The sequence below is a fragment of the Cellulomonas sp. P2_B4 genome (assembly GCF_056404795.1).
Map to the genome: position 1 here is coordinate 12535 of NZ_JBFUDI010000006.1, position 17165 is coordinate 29699.

At 73.4% G+C, this 17165-nt stretch carries 13 protein-coding genes; 6 read left to right on the forward strand and 7 right to left on the reverse strand.

What is annotated here, in order from left to right; genetic code table 11:
- Positions 1–7 precede the first annotated feature (7 nt).
- The 5 genes from AC1DZC_RS11495 to glgX form a co-directional block, all read right to left on the reverse strand.
- Entirely contained in the window at positions 8–1234 is a 1227-nt protein-coding gene (locus tag AC1DZC_RS11495) for a maltokinase N-terminal cap-like domain-containing protein (RefSeq protein WP_477043352.1), read from the reverse strand.
- Positions 1231–2985 carry a maltose alpha-D-glucosyltransferase gene (treS, locus tag AC1DZC_RS11500; RefSeq protein WP_477038558.1) on the reverse strand — a complete coding sequence of 585 codons (1755 nt, stop codon included), beginning with the start codon at positions 2983–2985 and terminating at the stop codon, positions 1231–1233. Before treS ends, AC1DZC_RS11495 begins: the two co-directional genes overlap by 4 nt.
- A complete protein-coding gene (locus AC1DZC_RS11505) occupies positions 2982–4991 on the reverse strand; it encodes an alpha-1,4-glucan--maltose-1-phosphate maltosyltransferase (RefSeq protein ID WP_477043353.1) in 2010 nt (669 codons plus the stop codon). Before AC1DZC_RS11505 ends, treS begins: the two co-directional genes overlap by 4 nt.
- Positions 4992–5054: 63 nt before the next feature.
- On the reverse strand, positions 5055–6701 hold the full coding sequence (locus AC1DZC_RS11510; RefSeq protein ID WP_477043354.1) for an FAD-binding dehydrogenase: 1647 nt from the start codon (positions 6699–6701) through the stop codon (positions 5055–5057).
- 38 nt (positions 6702–6739) lie between these two features.
- On the reverse strand, positions 6740–8926 hold the full coding sequence (gene glgX / locus AC1DZC_RS11515) for a glycogen debranching protein GlgX (RefSeq protein ID WP_477043355.1): 2187 nt from the start codon (positions 8924–8926) through the stop codon (positions 6740–6742).
- 103 nt (positions 8927–9029) lie between these two features.
- On the opposite strand from glgX, the gene AC1DZC_RS11520 reads away from it, so the two are divergent.
- Both AC1DZC_RS11520 and AC1DZC_RS11525 read left to right on the forward strand, forming a co-directional pair.
- Positions 9030–9824, forward strand: a complete 795-nt coding sequence (locus tag AC1DZC_RS11520; protein ID WP_477043356.1) for an electron transfer flavoprotein subunit beta/FixA family protein — start codon at positions 9030–9032, stop codon at positions 9822–9824.
- Between the two features lie 23 nt (positions 9825–9847).
- Positions 9848–10834: an electron transfer flavoprotein subunit alpha/FixB family protein gene (locus tag AC1DZC_RS11525; protein ID WP_477043357.1), complete on the forward strand. Its 987-nt coding sequence runs from the start codon at positions 9848–9850 to the stop codon at positions 10832–10834.
- On the opposite strand, the gene AC1DZC_RS11530 is transcribed toward AC1DZC_RS11525, so the two are convergent.
- The gene (locus AC1DZC_RS11530) at positions 10824–12269 is read right to left on the reverse strand and encodes an outer membrane protein assembly factor BamB family protein (RefSeq protein WP_477043358.1); all 1446 of its coding nucleotides are present in this window, start codon (positions 12267–12269) and stop codon (positions 10824–10826) included. The genes AC1DZC_RS11525 and AC1DZC_RS11530 overlap by 11 nt on opposite strands.
- A gap of 98 nt (positions 12270–12367) precedes the next feature.
- Entirely contained in the window at positions 12368–13360 is a 993-nt protein-coding gene (locus AC1DZC_RS11535) for a phosphotransferase family protein (RefSeq protein WP_477038565.1), read from the reverse strand.
- A gap of 94 nt (positions 13361–13454) precedes the next feature.
- Here AC1DZC_RS11535 and AC1DZC_RS11540 point away from each other — a divergent pair, with 94 nt between their 5' ends.
- The 4 genes from AC1DZC_RS11540 to AC1DZC_RS11555 are packed head-to-tail and all read left to right on the forward strand — an operon-like array spanning position 13455 to position 17138.
- Positions 13455–14630, forward strand: coding sequence for a cysteine desulfurase family protein (locus AC1DZC_RS11540; RefSeq protein ID WP_477043359.1), 1176 nt, complete (start codon positions 13455–13457; stop codon positions 14628–14630).
- Positions 14630–15751: a tRNA 2-thiouridine(34) synthase MnmA gene (mnmA, locus tag AC1DZC_RS11545; protein ID WP_477043360.1), complete on the forward strand. Its 1122-nt coding sequence runs from the start codon at positions 14630–14632 to the stop codon at positions 15749–15751. Before AC1DZC_RS11540 ends, mnmA begins: the two co-directional genes overlap by 1 nt.
- Complete coding sequence (locus tag AC1DZC_RS11550) at positions 15748–16776, forward strand: uroporphyrinogen decarboxylase/cobalamine-independent methonine synthase family protein (RefSeq protein WP_477043361.1); 1029 nt, start codon at positions 15748–15750, stop codon at positions 16774–16776. Before mnmA ends, AC1DZC_RS11550 begins: the two co-directional genes overlap by 4 nt.
- Complete coding sequence (locus AC1DZC_RS11555; protein WP_477043362.1) at positions 16776–17138, forward strand: hypothetical protein; 363 nt, start codon at positions 16776–16778, stop codon at positions 17136–17138. The genes AC1DZC_RS11550 and AC1DZC_RS11555 overlap by 1 nt, the downstream gene beginning before the upstream one ends.
- Positions 17139–17165: the final 27 nt, after the last annotated feature.

Below are 17165 nucleotides of genomic sequence, written 5' to 3' on the forward strand. Positions count from 1 at the left end.
GCGCCCGTCACGTCGTGAGGCGCTCGAGGCCGGCCACCGCGATCGGCAGCCAGTCGGGCCGGTTGCGGGACTCGTACACGGCCTCGTAGAGGGTCTTGTCCAGCTCGAGCGCGCGAACCAGCGTCGCGTGCTCGTCGAGGCCGTAGCCCGCGAGTAGGCCGTCGCGCGCCGCCGTGGTCCACTCCCGTGCGGGCGACCCGGTCAGGCCGCCGACCGCGGCCGCGTAGTCGATGGACCGCAGGAGCCCGGCCACGTCGCGCACGGCGAGGTCGGGCTTCGTGCGCTGCGCGAGCGGGGCCAGCGGCTCGCCCTCGAAGTCGGTGATGTACCAGGTCCCGTGCGAGCGCAGCACCTGGCCCAGGTGCAGGTCACCGTGCACGCGCTGGCGCGGCGGAACCGCACCCAGCGACCGGACCTCGGCGGCCACGGCGGCGACCCCGCCGGCGAACCGCGCGAGCGACGGCACGGCGGACAGGGCCCAGGAGAACCGGTTCTCGACGGCCCGGGCCACCTCCTCGGTGCCCGACGAGGTCACGCCGTACGACGACACGAGCGCCTCGTGCATCCCGCGCGTGACGGCACCGAGGTCGGTCGCGGGAGCTGCGAACGACTCGCCCCGGCCGGCATAGGCGCAGGCCAGCTCGAACCCGTCCTCGGCCTGGTCGACGAAGGCGGCGATCACGCCGAGGTACCCGGGCTCGTCGGCACCCGGCCAGGTCGCCTGGAGCCAGGCCAGCGGTGCGGGGACGTTCTGCCAGCCGACCGAGACGAGGTGGCGTGGCACGTCGACGTCGGGGTTCTCGCCGGGCGCCACGGCCCGCAGGACCTTGAGGATCCCGGTGCCGAGGATCACGGAGGTGTTCGACTGCTCGCCGGTGATCATCCGGGCGGTCGAGACGTCCGCCTGCAGACCCGGCCCGTCGGCCGCAGCGAGCCACGCCCTCAGGAACGCCGGGTGCGCCGCGCCGTCGCAGACCGGACGGCCGTCGAACGACCCGATGACGTCGCCCTCGGACGAGCCCAGGACCAGCGGCACCTGCAGGACCACGTCGATCGACCCGGCGTGCACGCGCACCAGCAGGATGCGCACGTCGTCGGCAAGATCGATGCTTCCGACCACCGACAGGTCGGCCGCGACGCCCTTGGCCGGGTACCAGCGCCGCCCCGGCAACCACCCCCGGACCACCTCCAGGAGGCGGTCGTCATCGGGGGAGGTGCCTGCGGTCAACGTCACGGGGCGGTCAGCTCCAACCAGTAGAAGTCGCGCGAGCCGAGCGTGAACGAGCAGATGCCGTCCGGGCCGACGGGGAGGAAGTCCGCGCCGCCGAACACGTCGTGCATGCCCCAGCCCTCACGGCCGGGCAGGCTGATCGTGGCGGCGCGCGCCGTGGAGGCCATGTTGGCCACGACGAGCAGGGTCTCCGACGGGGTCCGTCGGCAGAACGCCAGCACCGAGTCGTTGTCGCAGGTCAGCACCTCGAACTCGCCGGCGCCGAGGGCCGGGTGCTGGCGCCGGACGGTCAGCATGCCGCGCACCCAGTGCAGCAGCGAGGTCGGCTGGGCCAGCTGCGCCTCGACGTTGGTGTGGCTGTAGTGGTGCACGAGCGACTGGACCAGCGGGAGATAGAGCTTGCCCGGGTCGGCGGTGCTGAACCCCGCGTTGCGGTCGGGCGTCCACTGCATCGGGGTGCGGACCGAGTCGCGGTCGGGCAGCCAGATGTTGTCGCCCATGCCGATCTCGTCGCCGTAGTAGAGGCACGGGCTGCCGGGCAGGGACAGCAGCAGCGCGTGCGCGAGCTCGATCTCCTTGCGCGAGTTGTCCAGCAGGGGGGCGAGGCGTCGTCGGATCCCCACGTTGGCGCGCATCCGGGAGTCCGGCGCGTACCAGCCGTACATCGACGCGCGCTCCTCGGTGGACACCATCTCGAGCGTGAGCTCGTCGTGGTTGCGCAGGAACGTGCTCCACTGCGCACCGTTCTTCGGGATCGGCGGGGTGTCGGCGAGGATGTCGATGATCTGCGTCGCGCGCTGGTCCCGGATGCCGTAGTAGATGCGCGGCATCACAGGGAAGTGGAAGCACATGTGGCACTCGGGCTCGGCCTCGGAGCCGAAGTAGTGCACGACGTCCTCGGGCCACTGGTTGGCCTCGGCCAGCATGATGCGGCCGGGGAACTCCGTGTCGATCATCTTGCGGACCGTGCGCAGGAACGCGTGCGTCTCGGGCAGGTTCTCGCAGTTGGTGCCCTCGGCCTCGAACAGGTACGGCACCGCGTCCAGCCGGAACCCGTCGACGCCGATGCCCAGCCAGAACCGGCCCACGTCGAGCATCGCCTCGACGACGCGCGGGTTCTCGAAGTTCAGGTCCGGCTGGTGGCTGAAGAACCGGTGCCAGAAGTACTGCCGGCGCACCGGGTCGAAGGTCCAGTTGGAGGTCTCGGTGTCGACGAAGATGATGCGCGCGTCCTGGTAGCGCGTGTTGTCGTCGGACCACACGTAGAAGTCGCCGTAGGGACCCTCGGGGTCGGACCGGGACGCCTGGAACCAGGGGTGCTGGTCGCTCGTGTGGTTCATGACGAGGTCGACGACGATCCGCATCCCGCGGGCGTGCACCTGCTCGATGAGCTCCGTGAAGTCGGCCATGGTGCCGTACTGGCCGGCGATCGCGGTGTAGTCGGCCACGTCGTAGCCGCCGTCGCGCAGCGGGCTCGGGTAGAACGGCGGCAGCCACAGGCAGTCGATGCCCAGCCACTGCAGGTAGTCGAGCCTGTCGATCAGCCCGCGCAGGTCGCCGCTGCCCGCGCCCGAGGAGTCGGAGAACGTGCGGAGCATGACCTCGTAGAACACCGCGGTCCGGTACCACTCCGAGTCCTCGACCAGGCCCGTCTGCTCCGACGAGGCGGGCACGGACGGCTGGCGTCGGCTCGGCAGGGAGAGCTGCGCCGTCGTGGGCGCAGGCTCGCGGGAGTGCCGGCCGACGGCGGTCACGGCGAGACCAGACGGATCACGTGCGCGGCGCGGACCACGGGATCGAGCCGGACGAACGCGGGCGACGACCACTCGTACGCGTCGTCGGACAGCACGTCGTGCGCGACGACCGGCCTGCCGTGCTCCAGCCCGAGGGCGTCGAGGTCCAGCTCGACCCACCCCTCCCGCGCGTTCGCCGTGTCCAGGTTGACGATGACGAGGATCGTGTCGTCGCGCCCGGTCGGCGAGTGCTCGGCCGACAGGTGCCGGGAGAACGCGATGAGCGCGTCGTCGGACGTCGGGTGGATGTGCAGGTTGCGCAGCTGCTGCAGGGCGGGGTGGTTGCGCCGGATCTCGTTCAGCCGCCCGAGCAGCCGGTTGATGCCGATCGGGTCCGCGACGGCCCACATCCGGGGCTTGAACTCGTACTTCTCGTTGTCGATCTGCTCGTCGACACCCGGCCTGGGCACGTTCTCGACCAGCTCGTAGCCGGAGTAGATGCCCCAGGTCGGTGCCCCGAGCGCCGCCAGCACAGCGCGCACCGCGAAGCCCCGCACGCCCGTGGCCTGCAGGTACGGCGGGAGGATGTCGTGCGTCGTCGGCCAGAAGCTGGGGCGCATCCAGGAGCCCTGCTCGCCGGACACCTCGGACAGGTACTCCGCGATCTCGTCCTTGGTGTTGCGCCAGGTGAAGTACGTGTACGACTGGTGGAACCCGACCTTGGCCAGCGTCTGCATCATGGCCGGTCGCGTGAACGCCTCGGACAGGAAGATGACGTCGGGGTGGTCGGCCCGGACCGAGGCCAGGATCCGCTCCCAGAAGTCGAGCGGCTTGGTGTGCGGGTTGTCCACGCGGAACAGGGTCACGCCGTGGTCGATCCACACCTGCAGGACCCGACGGATCTCGTGGTAGATGCCCTCGGGGTCGTTGTCGAAGTTCAGCGGGTAGATGTCCTGGTACTTCTTGGGCGGGTTCTCCGCGTAGGCGATCGTGCCGTCCGCGCGCGTGGTGAACCACTCCGGGTGCGCCGAGACCCACGGGTGGTCCGGCGAGCACTGCAGCGCGATGTCGAGCGCGACCTCCATGCCGAGCGCACGGCTCTGCGCGACGAAGAAGTCGAAGTCGTCGAAGGTGCCCAGCGACGGCTCGATCGCGTCGTGGCCGCCGTCCTTCGAGCCGATGGCGTACGGGGAGCCCGGGTCGCCCGGCTCGGCGTGCAAGGAGTTGTTGCGGCCCTTGCGGTACGTGGTGCCGATCGGGTGCACGGGCGTCAGGTAGACGACGTCGAACCCCATGCCCGCGATCCGCGGCAGGTCGAGGGCGGCGGTGCGCAGCGTGCCGGTGGTCCACTCGTTCGTGTAGTAGTCGTACGTCGCCCCCGCGGAGCGCGGGAAGAGCTCGTACCAGGAGCCCGCGAGCGCGAGCGGCCGGTCCACGACCAGCGGGTAGGACGGCGACCTCGTGACCACGTCGCGGATGGGGTGCTCGTCGAGCGCGGCCCGGACCTCGCGGGTCAGGCCCGCGGCCAGCCGGTCGTTGGGTGGGCGGGTGTGGTCACGCAGGCCCTCGACGGCCTCCTTCAGCACGGGTGCGACGCCCTTGGTGCCCTTGCGACGGGCCGCCTTCTCCAGCAGGAGCGCGCCCTCGGTGAGCATGAGCTCGACGTCGACTCCGGCCTCGACCTTGATCGACGCGTCGTGCGCCCAGGTGCCGTACGGGTCGGACCAGCCCTCGACGCGGAACGTCCAGGTCCCGGTGCTGGTCGGCACCACACGCGCCTCGAACCGGTCGAGACCGGGGGCGATGTCGACCATGCGCGCGCTGGCGCGGTCGACGCCTGACGGGTCGGTGAGCACGGCGGTCGCGCCGACGGCGTCGTGCCCCTCACGGAACACCGTCGCGCGGATCGGGACGGCTTCGCCGACCACCGCCTTCGCCGGGAACCGCCCGGCCTCGGCGACGGGGGAGACGTCGACGACGGGGATGCGGCCGATGGTCGGGCTTGTCTCGCCCGGGGAAGTCGTCACAGTCCCGAACCTAGCCGTAGGTCCAGGTGGCGGGCATCTGGAGGCGAGATGTGGGACGGATGTTCAGCGCAGCGTCGTCGCCAGTGCACGTCCGGTGGTGCGTCCGGTGAAGAGGCAACCGCCCAGGAAGGTGCCCTCGAGGGCGCGGTGGCCGTGCACACCGCCGCCGCCGAAGCCCGCGGCCTCGCCCACGGCCCACAGCCCCGGCAGGACCTGGCCGTCGGGTCGCAGGACGCGGCCCTCGAGGTCGGTGTGCAGGCCGCCGAGGGTCTTGCGCGTGAGCACGGACAGGCGCACCGCGAGCAGCGGGCCGTGCGCCGGGTCGAGCAGGCGGTGCGGCTTGGCCACGCGGATCAGGCGGTCGACGACGAAGCGGCGGGCCATGGCGGTCGCGACGACCTGCGGGTCCTTGCCCAGACCGGTGGCGACCTGCTGGTCGCGGGCCTCGATGGTCCGGGTCAGTGCCTCCGCGGAGATCCGGGTCGTGCCCGAGAGGGCGTTCATCTTCGCCGCCAGCTCGGCCGGGGTGTCCGCCCAGAGGAACTCGTCGGACTTCTCCGCGAACTTCTCCACGGGACCGACCGCGCCCGGCTTGACGCGTTCGAGCAGCAGGCGCAGGTCCTTGCCGGTCAGGTCCGGGTTCTGCTCCGAGCCGGACAGCGCGAACTCCGCGCCGAGGATCGTCTTGTCGAGCACGAACCACGAGTGGTCGTCGCCACGCGACGTGATGTGCTGCAGCGCGCCGAGTGCGTCGAAGCCGGGGAACAGGGGTGCGGGCAGCCGGTTGCCGTCCGCGTCGAGCCACAGGCTGCTCGGGCCCGCGAGGATGCGGATGCCGTGCCGGCTCCAGACCGGCGAGTGGTTGGTGATGCCCTCGGGGTAGTGCCACATGCGGTCCTCGTGCACCACGGCGGCACCGCCCGCGCGCGCGGCCTCGATGCCGGAGCCGTCCACGTGGTCGGGCACGCCGGACAGCATCCGCGCGGGCAGGGTTCCGGCCTCGGACGGCCAGGTCGCGCGCACGCGGTCGTGGTCGGCGCCGATGCCGCCGGTCGCGATCACGACGGACTCCGCCGCCAGCTCGAACGGGCGCACGACGGTACGGGTGCTCGGCACGGCGCGGTCGACGCCGTCGGAGGCCAGCACGTCGCCGCGCACGCCGGTCACGACCCCGTCGGTGGTGACCAGGCCGGTGACGCGGTGCCGGAACCGCACGTCGACCTGGCCGGCGCGGCGCGCGTCGAGCAGGGCGCGGACGAACGGCTCGAGGATCCCCGGGCCGGTGCCCCACGTGACGTGGAACCGGGGGACCGAGTTGCCGTGCCCGCCGGCCTCGTAGCCGCCGCGCTCGGCCCACTGCACCAGCGGGAACCACTTCACGCCCTGCCCGGCGAGCCAGGAGCGCATCTCGCCGGCGGCGAACGACACGAACCCCTCGGCCCAGGCCCGGCCCCAGCGGTCATCAGGGCCGAACTGCGCGGAACCCAGCCAGTCGGCGAGCGCCAGCTCGGCAGAGTCCTTGACGCCGAGGCGCCGCTGCTCGGGCGAGTCGACGAGGAACAGGCCGCCGAACGACCAGAACGCCTGACCACCGAGGCTCGCCCCGTTCTCGGCGTCCAGGAGGGTCACGTGGCGGCCCGCGGCGAGCAGCTCGGCGGTGGCGACGAGCCCGGCCAGGCCCGCGCCGACGACAACGACGGTGTTGGTCATGCCCGTACGCTACGCCTGCTGGACATGTGTCCAGAAGGTCAGACCAGCACGTACACCCGCATGCTCATCGGCTCGATCACGGACGCCTCGCCGGGCTCGGCGTGCAGCCCGCCCTCGATCGCCACCGCGGACTCCTCGTTCGGGTGCTCCCAGACCGAGTCCCACGCCAGCCGCCACTTGCCGCCGTGGTCGTCGGCCAGCACCAGGTGCATGGCGTCGAGCGAGCCGTTGATGACCAGCAGGACGGTGTCCTTCTCCGGCAGCGCCGCGGTGCGGACCATCTGGAGGGTGCGCACCGACGGGTCGTGCCAGCGGTCGTGGTCGAACGGGACGCCGAGGGCGTCGAACCAGGCGAGATCCGGCCGCTTGTCCTGCTTGACCGGCCGGCCCGTGTAGAACTGCTCGGTCCGCAGCGCCGGGTGGTCGCGGCGCAGGGTCAGCAGCCACCGGGCGGTCGCGAGCATGTCCTTGCGCCACGGGCTCAGGTCCCAGCGCATCCACGAGATCTCGGAGTCCTGGCAGTAGGCGTTGTTGTTGCCCTTCTGCGACCGCCCCATCTCGTCGCCCGCGGTGATCATCGGCACGCCCGCCGAGAGCACGAGGGTGGCGAACAGGTTGCGGATGGAACGCCGGCGCAGCGGCACGAGGTCGACCGCGGGGGACTCCCACGTGACCGGTCCCTCGATGCCGTGGTTCCAGGACCGGTTGTCGTCGGACCCGTCGCGGTTCTGCTCGCCGTTGGCCGCGTTGTGCTTGTGGTCGTACGCGACGAGGTCGGCCATGGTGAAGCCGTCGTGCGCGGTGACGTAGTTGACGGACGCGATGGGGCCGCGGACCAGCGGCGGGTCGCTGTGCCCGAACAGGTCGACCGAGCCCGACAGGCGCGTGGCCAGGTCGCGCACGCGGTGCCCCGGCAGGCCATGCGCGGCGCGCGCCGGGTCGGCCAGCCAGAACGAGCGCACCGCGTTGCGGAACCGGTCGTTCCACTCGCCGAACGGCTCGGGGAACTGGCCCGTGCGCCAGCCGCCGGGACCGACGTCCCACGGTTCGGCGATGAGCTTGAGGCCGTGCAGGCTCGGGTCGATCGACATCGCGACGAGCGCGGGGTGGTCGGGGGAGTAGCCGCCGCCGTCGCGCCCCAGGGTCACCGCGAGGTCGAACCGGAAGCCGTCGACCCCCACGACGTCGGCCCAGTAGCGCAGGGAGTCCATCGTCATCCGGACCACCTCGGGGCGCCGGAAGTCGAGCGTGTTGCCCGTGCCCGTGACGTCGTCCAGCGCGGCCGGCGCACCGCCGTTGTGCCGGTAGTAGGAGGCGTTGTCCAGCCCGCGCCACGAGAGGTGCTGACCCGGCAGGCCGCCCTCGCACGTGTGGTTGTAGACGACGTCGAGGAGCACCTCGAGCCCCGCCTCGTGCAGCGCGTGGACCGCCGTGCGCAGCTCGTCGAGGACCGCCGCCGGACCTGCCTCGCGGGCGGCGGCCGTGGCGAACTCTGCGTGCGGGGCGAAGAACCCGAGCGTGCTGTAGCCCCAGTAGTTGGTCAGGCCCTTCTCGACGAGGTGCGGCTCCGACGCGAAGGCGTGCACCGGCAGCAGCTCGATCGCTGTGACGCCCAGCCCGAGCAGGTGGTCGACCACTGACGGGTGCGCGAGCCCGGCGTAGGTGCCGCGCAGCTCTGGCGGCATCCGCTCGTTGAGCAGGGTCAGCCCGCGCACGTGCGCCTCGTAGACCACCGAGTGCGACCAGGGCACCCAGGGGCGGTTGGTCGTGGGGTCGGGGCTGCCGAGGTTCTCGGTGTCGACGACCACGGAGTGCGGGACGAACCGCGCCGAGTCGACGGTGCTCGCCGGACCGTACGGGTCGCCCGCCAGCAGCTCGTCGACCACGTGGCCGTACGTCTCCGGCCCGTAGCCGAGCTCGCCCACGAGGCCGCGCGCGTAGGGGTCGACCAGCAGCTTCGCCGGGTTGTAGCGGTGGCCCGCGGCGGGCTCCCACGGGCCGTGCGCCCGGAACCCGTACCCCTGCCCGGCCTGCACGTCCGGCACGCTCGCGCTGAACACCCCGTGCACCGGGCCGTCGAGGCGGACCCGGCGTTCCTTGCGTCCGTCGAACAGGCACAGGTCCACGGCGGTGGCGTGGGCGGCGTACACGGCGACGTCCGCACCGTGGTCGGTCAGGTGCACGCCGAGACGCGGGGCGCGACGGCGTGGGTTGGTCGAGGTCACCTCGACATTGTGGGGGAACGTGCGCGCTCCTGTGCGAACGGCGTGTTTCCGGCTGGCGACACAGGCGTCGGTCGGGGGCGCTGCGGCGGGTAACCTTCCGCGGGTGAGGATCGTCGTGTGCGTGAAGCATGTCCCGGACATCCAGTCGGAGCGGGCCATCGGCCCGGACCACCGCGTGGTGCGGGACGGGGGTGATGGCACCATCAACGAGCTCGACGAGAACGCGCTCGAGGCGGCCATCGCGCTCGTCGAGGCCTCGGAGGGTTCCGTGGTGGCCCTGACGGTGGGTCCGTCCGACGCCGCCGACGCGGTGCGCCGCGGCCTGCAGCTGGGCGCGCAGGAGGCCGTGCACGTGGTCGACGACGCGATCGGCGGCTCCGACGCGATCGGCACCGCGCGCGTGCTCGCGGCCGCGATCCGGCACCTGGACGCGCAGGAGCCGGTGGACCTGGTCCTCACCGGCATGGCCGGCCTCGACGCGCTCACGTCGCTGCTGCCGACGGCGATCGCCGAGCTGCTCGACCTGCCCGCGCTGCCGCTCGCCGCGGAGCTCACGGTCGACGCCGACGCCCGCACGGTCCGCGTCCGGCGCAACCTTGACCACTCCTCCGAGGTGCTCGAGGCGTCGCTGCCCGCGCTCGTCTCTGTGACCGACCAGGCCAACGAGCCGCGCTACCCGGGCTTCAAGGGCATCATGGCGGCCCGCAAGATCCCCATCACGACGCTGACGCTCGCGGACCTCGGCCTGGACGCCACGCGCGTCGGCGCCGCCGGGGCCCGGACCGAGGTGCTCGAGGCCGCCGCGCGTCCGCCGCGCGAGAACCGCGTGCTGATCAACGACACCGGCGACGCCGGCGCTCGTCTGGCCGCGTTCCTCGTCGACAACCAGCTCGTCTGACTTCCAGCAGAGGACTTCCTGCCGTGACTGCACCTGCACCCGTGCTCGTCCTGCTCGACCACACCGAGGCCGGCGCCCTGCGCGCGCCCGTCCGCGAGCTGCTGACCCTGGCCCGCTCGCTCGCCGGCGACGAGGCCGTGCACGCCGCCTGGCCGCTCGACGGCGTCGAGCCGTCCGCCGCGGTCGTCGACGAGCTCGCGTCGCTCGGCGCCACGCACGTCCACCGGCTCTCGGCCGACGCCGACCTGCACCTGTCGGCCGTGCTGGCCGAGTCGCTCGCGTCGCTGCTCGACGCGACCGGCGCCGGTCTGCTCCTGCTGGAGTCGTCGTTCGAGAACAAGGAGGCGGCCGCGCGCCTCGCCGTCGCCACCGGGGCCGGCGTCATCACCGACGCCGACACGCTCTCGCTCGTGGACGGCCGGTTCGTCGCCGCCAAGACCGTGTTCGCCGGCACGTGGAACACGGCGTGCGCGATCACCGCGCCGCTCGCGATCGTCACGGTCAAGCCGAACAGCGTGGTCGTCTCGACGGTTCCCCCGGTCGCGCCGATCGTGTCCGAGCACGCCGTGTCGGTCAGCGACAAGGCGCGCAGGGTCACGCTGGTCGAGCGGACCGTGCGCCCCGAGAGCGGCCGCCCCGACCTGTCCAGCGCGTCGGTCGTCGTGGCCGGCGGCCGCGGCACCGAGGGCGACTTCTCCCTCGTCGAGGAGCTCGCCGACGTCATCGGCGGCGCCGTCGGAGCCACGCGCGTGGCCACCGACGAGGGCTGGATCGGCCACGACGCCCAGATCGGCCAGACCGGCGTGACGATCGCCCCGAAGCTCTACGTGGGCGTCGGCGTCTCCGGCGCGGTGCACCACCGCGGCGGCATGCAGGCCGCCGGCACGATCGTCGCGATCAACTCCGACCCCGACGCCCCGATCTTCGAGATCGCCGACTTCGGCGTGGTCGGCGACCTGTTCACGGTCCTCCCGCAGGCCGTCGCAGAGCTGCGCCGCCTCAAGGGCTGACGAGCGCGACGAGGGACTGGTCCGCCCGCTCGCCGTACAGGCGACCGCCGATCTGCTCGATCGTGCGGACGTCGAGCGGGTACGGCACCGACCACCGGGGTCGGCCGGTGGACATCTCGTACGCCGCGAGCGTGCGCGTCGCCGACGACGCGACGAGCACCAGCCGGCCGTCGGTCGCCAGCAGGTCGGGCGACGACAAGGCGCTCTCCCAGAGCGTCCGGCCGGAGCGTCCGTCGACCGCGACGACGCCCGAGGCCGTCGGCACGTACACCGTGCCGTCGAGAACGACCCCTGCGGCGTGGCCCGGGCGGACGCCGTCGGCCCGCCACCGTGGCGTGCCGGTGCCGGCGTCCCAGGCGCGCAGGCCCGCTCCGGCCGTGAGCACGATGTCCGGCAGGCTGCCGTCGTCGACGTCGCCGATCCGCACCGGGACGCCCGCCACGGTGACGTCGGCCGGCTCGTCCGCGGCGACCAGGGTGGTCGTCGCCCAGGAGCCGGCACCGTCCTGGAGCTGGAGGAGGTGGTCCCGGACCGCGAAGCCGCCGTCCGTCGACCCGCGCCCCACGTCGTCGCGGACCAGCCTCCCGTGCCCGTCCAGGACGACCCTCGTGCCGAACGTCTCCACCGCGATGTCCGACCCCGACCGGACCAGGCTCGTGGTCCTGCCGCGCAGGCTCCCGGGCTCGGGGACGGCGAGCGGGATGCCGAGGGTCCAGCGCGGATCCCCGTCGAGGCTGTAGGCGGACACCTCGAGACGGCTCGACGTGCTCCCGGCGACGACGACCTGGCCCCGGCCGGACAGCAGCAGGGCCGAACCCCCGACGGGCCACTGCGCCGCGATCGAACCGTCCTCGCCGTCGATGACCTCCACGTGCGTGCGGGTCGGGGTCGTGGTGATCGACTGGCTCGCAGCCGCGACGCCGAGCTGCGGGTTGAGCCGCATGAACCCGTCGGTGACGAGGCAGACGACCTCCGGTGGTGCGCCGGAGCCGCCTGGCGAGACCGCACAGGCGCTGTCGCCGAAGATCCGTGCGCCCGTGGCGCGCGCCGCGGCCAACGCCGGTGAGGGGTCGGTCAGCGTCGAGGTCCACAGCGGCTCTCCGGTCGTCGCGCTCCTCGCCGAGAGCTGCTGCGAACCGTCGTCGACGATCCGGAGCTCCACGAGGCGCTCGTCGTCGAGCGGGCCCCGCCACACGGGCGAGCCCTGGGCGGAGTCCGCCCACAGGACGTGTGGCGGCGACGCGAGGTCGTCGAGCAGCCCGGCGACCCCGGCCGTGGCGGCGCGCTCCCGGGCGTCCACCACGAGCTGTCCGCCGACTAGGGCGACGACGGCGGCGACGCCGACCGCGATGAGGAGGCGGGTGTGCCGGCGACGGGGTGGACCGGCCGGCACCGCCGGGGTGTCGTCGAGCTCCACCTCGCGCATCGCGCCCATCCAACGAACGTACCCAACCCCGTTCGGCCGGAGGGGTGAAACCACCCACCGCCGCTGCGCGAGCGTGAGGCGAAGCTGAAGGAGAAGGACGAACCGCCTCAGGACAGGTCGCGCAGCCAGCGCAGCGTCGCCACGGCCTGCGCGGCCTGGAAGCGGCGAAGGTTCGGGATGCCGAGCGGGGGCGGCTGTCGCGAGCCCCACGCGAAGTAGCCCGCGAGCCCGGCCAGGCCCGCGCGCAGGTCGTCGTCGTGGACGCCCTCGGAGACGGCGTGGCCGCGGAAGTTCGTCGCGGCGTCGCCGCCGCCCTGCAGGGCGACGCTCGGGAGCATGAACGCGAGGTCGAGCCAGGGCGCCCCGACGCTCGCGTGCGGCCAGTCGATGAGCCAGACGCGGTGGTCGTGGTCCGGGTCGATGAGCACGTTGTCGGCGCGCAGGTCGCCGTGCACGAGCGCGTCGCCGGAGCAGACGCGCAGGGCCTCCTGCTCCCAGAGCACGAGCTGCTCGCGGTTGTCGTACGCCCACCGGCCGAGGTCGCCGGCCACCTCGGCGTACCGCTCCTGGTCCGAGTCGTCCAGCGCGGTCAGCCTGCGCCAGCCCGTGAAGTCGTCGGCCAGCAGGTCGTCCGTGCGGGGCAGCTGGTGACCGGGCAGGGGCTCCGCGTCCGCGAGCGCGCCGAGCGCGTCGGCGACCGCGTCCAGGTCGGCACGCTTCCAGGGCAGCTCGGGCGAGCGGCCGTGGATCACCTCGAAGCCGAGGATCACCCAGTCGTCGTCGTCGGACGACCACAGCAGCCGGGGCGCCGGCACCTGCGGCGGCAGGCTGCGGGCCACGCGGATCTCGGCGCGGGCCAGGTCGGGGGACAGCGGGTTCTGCTCGCCGGAGACCGCCTTGACGAAGACGCCGCGCCCGTCGGCCAGCTCGAGGACCGCCGCGAAACCGGGGCTGAAGCCGCTGGTCGCGCTGATCTCCGCGGTGACCTGGGAGCCGGCCAGCTCTGCGATCCGGGTCCGGATGTGCCGGGGCAGGTCACGCCAGTCCAGCCGCTGGCCGCTGAAGGCGAGCGGGAGGGCAATGACGTCGTCGGCACTCACGCGGCACATCCTGCCAGGGAATGTCGAGACCCTGACGGGTGATCCCACGGACCGGCGGACGGATGCGCTCTCATCGGTTCGTAGACTGGGCCGGGTGAGCGTGTATCTCGACCATGCGGCGACCACGCCCATGCTCCCGGAGGCCTCGCGAGTGCTCGTCGAGCACCTCGCGCGCACCGGCAACCCCTCGTCGCTGCACGCGTCCGGTCGGGCCGCGCGACGGGTCGTCGAGGAGTCGCGCGAGCAGCTCGCCGCGTCGCTCGGCGCACGGCCCAGCGAGGTCCTGTTCACCGGCGGCGGGACCGAGGCGGACAACCTCGCCGTCAAGGGTCTCTTCTGGGCCCGACGGACGCACGACCTGCGACGACGCCGGATCCTGGTGTCGGCCGTCGAGCACCACGCGGTCCTCGACCCGGCCTTCTGGATGGCCGAGCACGCGGGCGCCGAGCTGGTGCTCCTGCCGGTGGACTCGGACGGCGTGCTCGTCGTCGAGGCGCTCGCGGAGGAGCTGGCGCAGCACGGCGACGAGGCGGCGCTCCTGTCGGTCATGTGGGCCAACAACGAGGTCGGGGCCCTGCAGCCGATCTCCGAGGTCGTCGCGCTCGCGCACCAGCACGGGGTCCCCGTGCACGCCGACGCGGTCCAGGCCGTCGGGCAGGTGCCGGTCGACTTCGGTGCGTCCGGGCTGGACGCCCTCACGATCTCGGGGCACAAGGTCGGCGGCCCGGGCGGTGTAGGCGCGCTCCTCGCGCGCCGGGGGCTCGAGCTGACGCCCGTGCAGCACGGCGGTGGCCAGGAGCGCGGGGTGCGGTCCGGGACGCTCGACGCGGCCCTGCTCGCCTCCTTCTCGACGGCGGTCTCCTCGGCCGTGTCGTCGCAGGCCTCCTTCGCCTCGCGCGTCGGTGCCCTGCGGGACTCCCTGATCGACGGCGTCCTCGCGGCCGTCCCCGGCGCAGTGCTGCGCGGTCCGCGGTCGGATCGGCTGCCGGCGAACGCGCACTTCACGTTCGGGGGCTGCGAGGGCGACTCGCTGCTGTACCTGCTCGACTCCGCGGGTGTCGAGGCGTCGACCGGTTCCGCGTGCCAGGCCGGCGTGCCGCGGCCCAGCCACGTCCTGCTGGCCATGGGCGTCGACGAGCTCGAGGCGCGGGGCGCGCTGCGGTTCAGCCTGGGCCACACGTCCGTCCCGTCGGACGTGTCCACCCTGCTCGAGGTCCTCCCCGGGGTCGTCGACCGCGCCCGCGCCGCCGGCCTGGCGGCGGTGTCCTGATGCACGTCCTGGCAGCTCTCTCCGGTGGCGTCGACTCGGCGGTCGCGGCCGCGCGCGCGGTCGACGCCGGGCACGACGTCGTCGGCGTGCACATGGCCCTGTCGCGCACGCGGGACCAGTTCCGCACCGGCTCGCGCGGCTGCTGCTCGATCGAGGACGCCGGCGACGCCCGACGCGCCGCCGACGTGCTGGGCATCCCGTACTACGTATGGGACCTCTCGGAGAAGTTCGAGGACACCGTCGTCGCCGACTTCGTCGCCGAGTACGAGGCCGGCCGCACCCCCAACCCGTGCGTGCGCTGCAACGAGCACATCAAGTTCGCGACGCTGCTGGACAAGGCCGTCGCTCTCGGCTTCGACGCGGTGGCCACCGGGCACTACGCGCGCATCGCGCTCTCCGACGACGGCACGCGCGAGCTGCACCGGTCCGTCGACCCCGCCAAGGACCAGTCCTACGTCCTCGCGGTCATGGGGCCCGCCCGCCTCGAGCGGTCGCTGTTCCCGCTCGGCGACGTCGTCTCCAAGGAGGAGACCCGTCGGGAGGCGGCCGCACGCGGGCTGTCGGTGTCGGCCAAGCCCGACTCCTACGACATCTGCTTCGTCGCCGACGGGGACACCCAGGGGTTCCTGCGCTCGCGGCTCGGGTCGCAGCCGGGAGAGATCGTCGACGAGTCCGGCGCGGTGCTCGGCACGCACGACGGCGCGTACGCGTACACCGTCGGGCAGCGTCGGGGGCTCGCCATCGGCAGGCCCGCGCCCGACGGGAAGCCGAGGTACGTGCTGTCGGTGGAGCCGGTCAACAACCGGGTGGTCGTCGGATCGGCGGCCGACCTCGCCGTCGACGTCGTGCAGGCCGACCGGGCCGTCTGGTTCGCTCCGGTCTCGTCGACCTTCGAGTGCTCCCTGCAGGTCCGGGCGCACGGTGCCGCCGTGCCCGCCCGGGCCTCCCTGCTGCCCGACGGGTCGGTGTCCGTCGCGGTCGACGGCGCGCTGCGCGGCGTCGCGCCGGGGCAGTCCGCGGTGCTCTACGACGGCACCCGCGTGCTCGGTCAGGCGACCGTGACCGCGGCCGTGCGTTCCACCGCCGCCTCCGCCGCAGCTCCTGTCGGCGTCCCCCGGTGAGCGGCAGACCGTCCGTCACCGGGACCGGGCCGTGGCCGGGCACCGACGTGCTCGAGGCGCAGACCGTCGTCGTCGGCGACCTGCTGGACACGCCGTCCGAGGTGGCCGGGGTGCCGTTCACGGTGTCCTTGGCGGCACGCGGGCCGTGGGGAGATCCGGTGGGGCGGGCGTCGTCGTTGCTCGCCGACCTGCCCACCGAGCTCGGCGCCCACGGCTGGAAGCTCGCCGACCGTCCGGGCCGGGACCTGGCGCGCGCGCAGGCGCTCGGGCGCGAGGACCTCGACGCGCTCGCGGTCGCCGCGCACGGGTACGCCGGGCCGCTCGTCGTGCCCGTGCTCGGGCCGCTCACGCTCGCCGCGTCGCTCTACCTGGCACGCGGTGACCGGGTCCTGTCCGACACGGGAGCCGTGCGCGAGCTGGCCGCGTCCTTGTCCGACGGGCTCGCCGAGCACCTCGCCGCGCTCGGCCGTGCCGTGCCGGGGGCGGTTCCGACCGTGCTCCTGCACGAGCCGCTGCTCGCCCAGGTGATGGCCGGGGTGCTGCCGTCCTTCTCGGGCTACTCGGCGCTGCGCTCGGTCCCGGGCCCCGTCGCGGCGTCGCACCTCGCGACCGTGGCGTCCGCCCTGCGCGCCGCCGGAGCGGCGTCCGTGGTCGTGCACGGCGGGACGGCGTGGTCGTCGATCGGGGCGATCCGGGCGTCCGAGGCCGACGGGTTCGCGCTCGCCGTCACGGCGCTGGACGACCGGTCCTGGGAGCGCGTCGCCGAGACCGTCGAGGGCGGGCTGGCGTTCTGGCCCGAGCTGCCCCCGCAGGCGTCGTCGCAGTGCGCCGGACCTGATGTCGCCGGGCAGGCCGACCTCCTCCTGCGGCCGTGGCACTCGGTCGGCCTGCCGTCGGTGGGGCTGCGCGACGTGGTCCTCCTGGCCGGCGACGCCACGGGCGTCGGCTCGCCCGACGACGCGCGCGCGGTCCTCGCCGGGCTCGTGCGCGCCGCGCGGCTCGTCGCCGAGCGGGCGGAGTCCTGATGCGTCGCCCGCTGGTCCTGCTGATCGCGTCCGCCGCCGCTCTCGTGGGCCTGGTGATGCTCGCGGTCGCCTTCATCGGCCTCGGCACCAAGACGCTCGAGGTCTCGGAGACCGGCGACTCGCCCTGCCTCCAGGCGGTCGCGCAGGAGCTGCCCGGATCGAAGATCCACTACACGGTCGTCCCGCCGCAGAGCATCTGCACCTTCGACGACTCCGGGACGTCGACCTCCGTGGTCGTCGCAGCCGCGTCGCCCGGCACCGCCGGCCTCGGCGCGGCCCTCGCGGTCGGCGGCGCGGCCGTCTGCCTCGGCGTGCTCCTCGCACCCCGCTTCCGTCGGGAGCGTGACCGGTCACGCGAGTGACGCGGCGGAGCGCTCGCGTGTGGGCGG

What these genes read in the sequence shown, in the direction of transcription:
- AC1DZC_RS11530 (WP_477043358.1), bottom strand. Translation starts at nt 12,269, where the DNA reads ATGGGCGCGATGCGCGAGGTGGAGCTCGACGACACCCCGGCGGTGCCG.
- AC1DZC_RS11555 (WP_477043362.1), top strand. Translation starts at nt 16,776, where the DNA reads ATGCGTCGCCCGCTGGTCCTGCTGATCGCGTCCGCCGCCGCTCTCGTG.
- mnmA (WP_477043360.1), top strand. Translation starts at nt 14,630, where the DNA reads ATGCACGTCCTGGCAGCTCTCTCCGGTGGCGTCGACTCGGCGGTCGCG.
- AC1DZC_RS11510 (WP_477043354.1), bottom strand. Translation starts at nt 6,701, where the DNA reads ATGACCAACACCGTCGTTGTCGTCGGCGCGGGCCTGGCCGGGCTCGTC.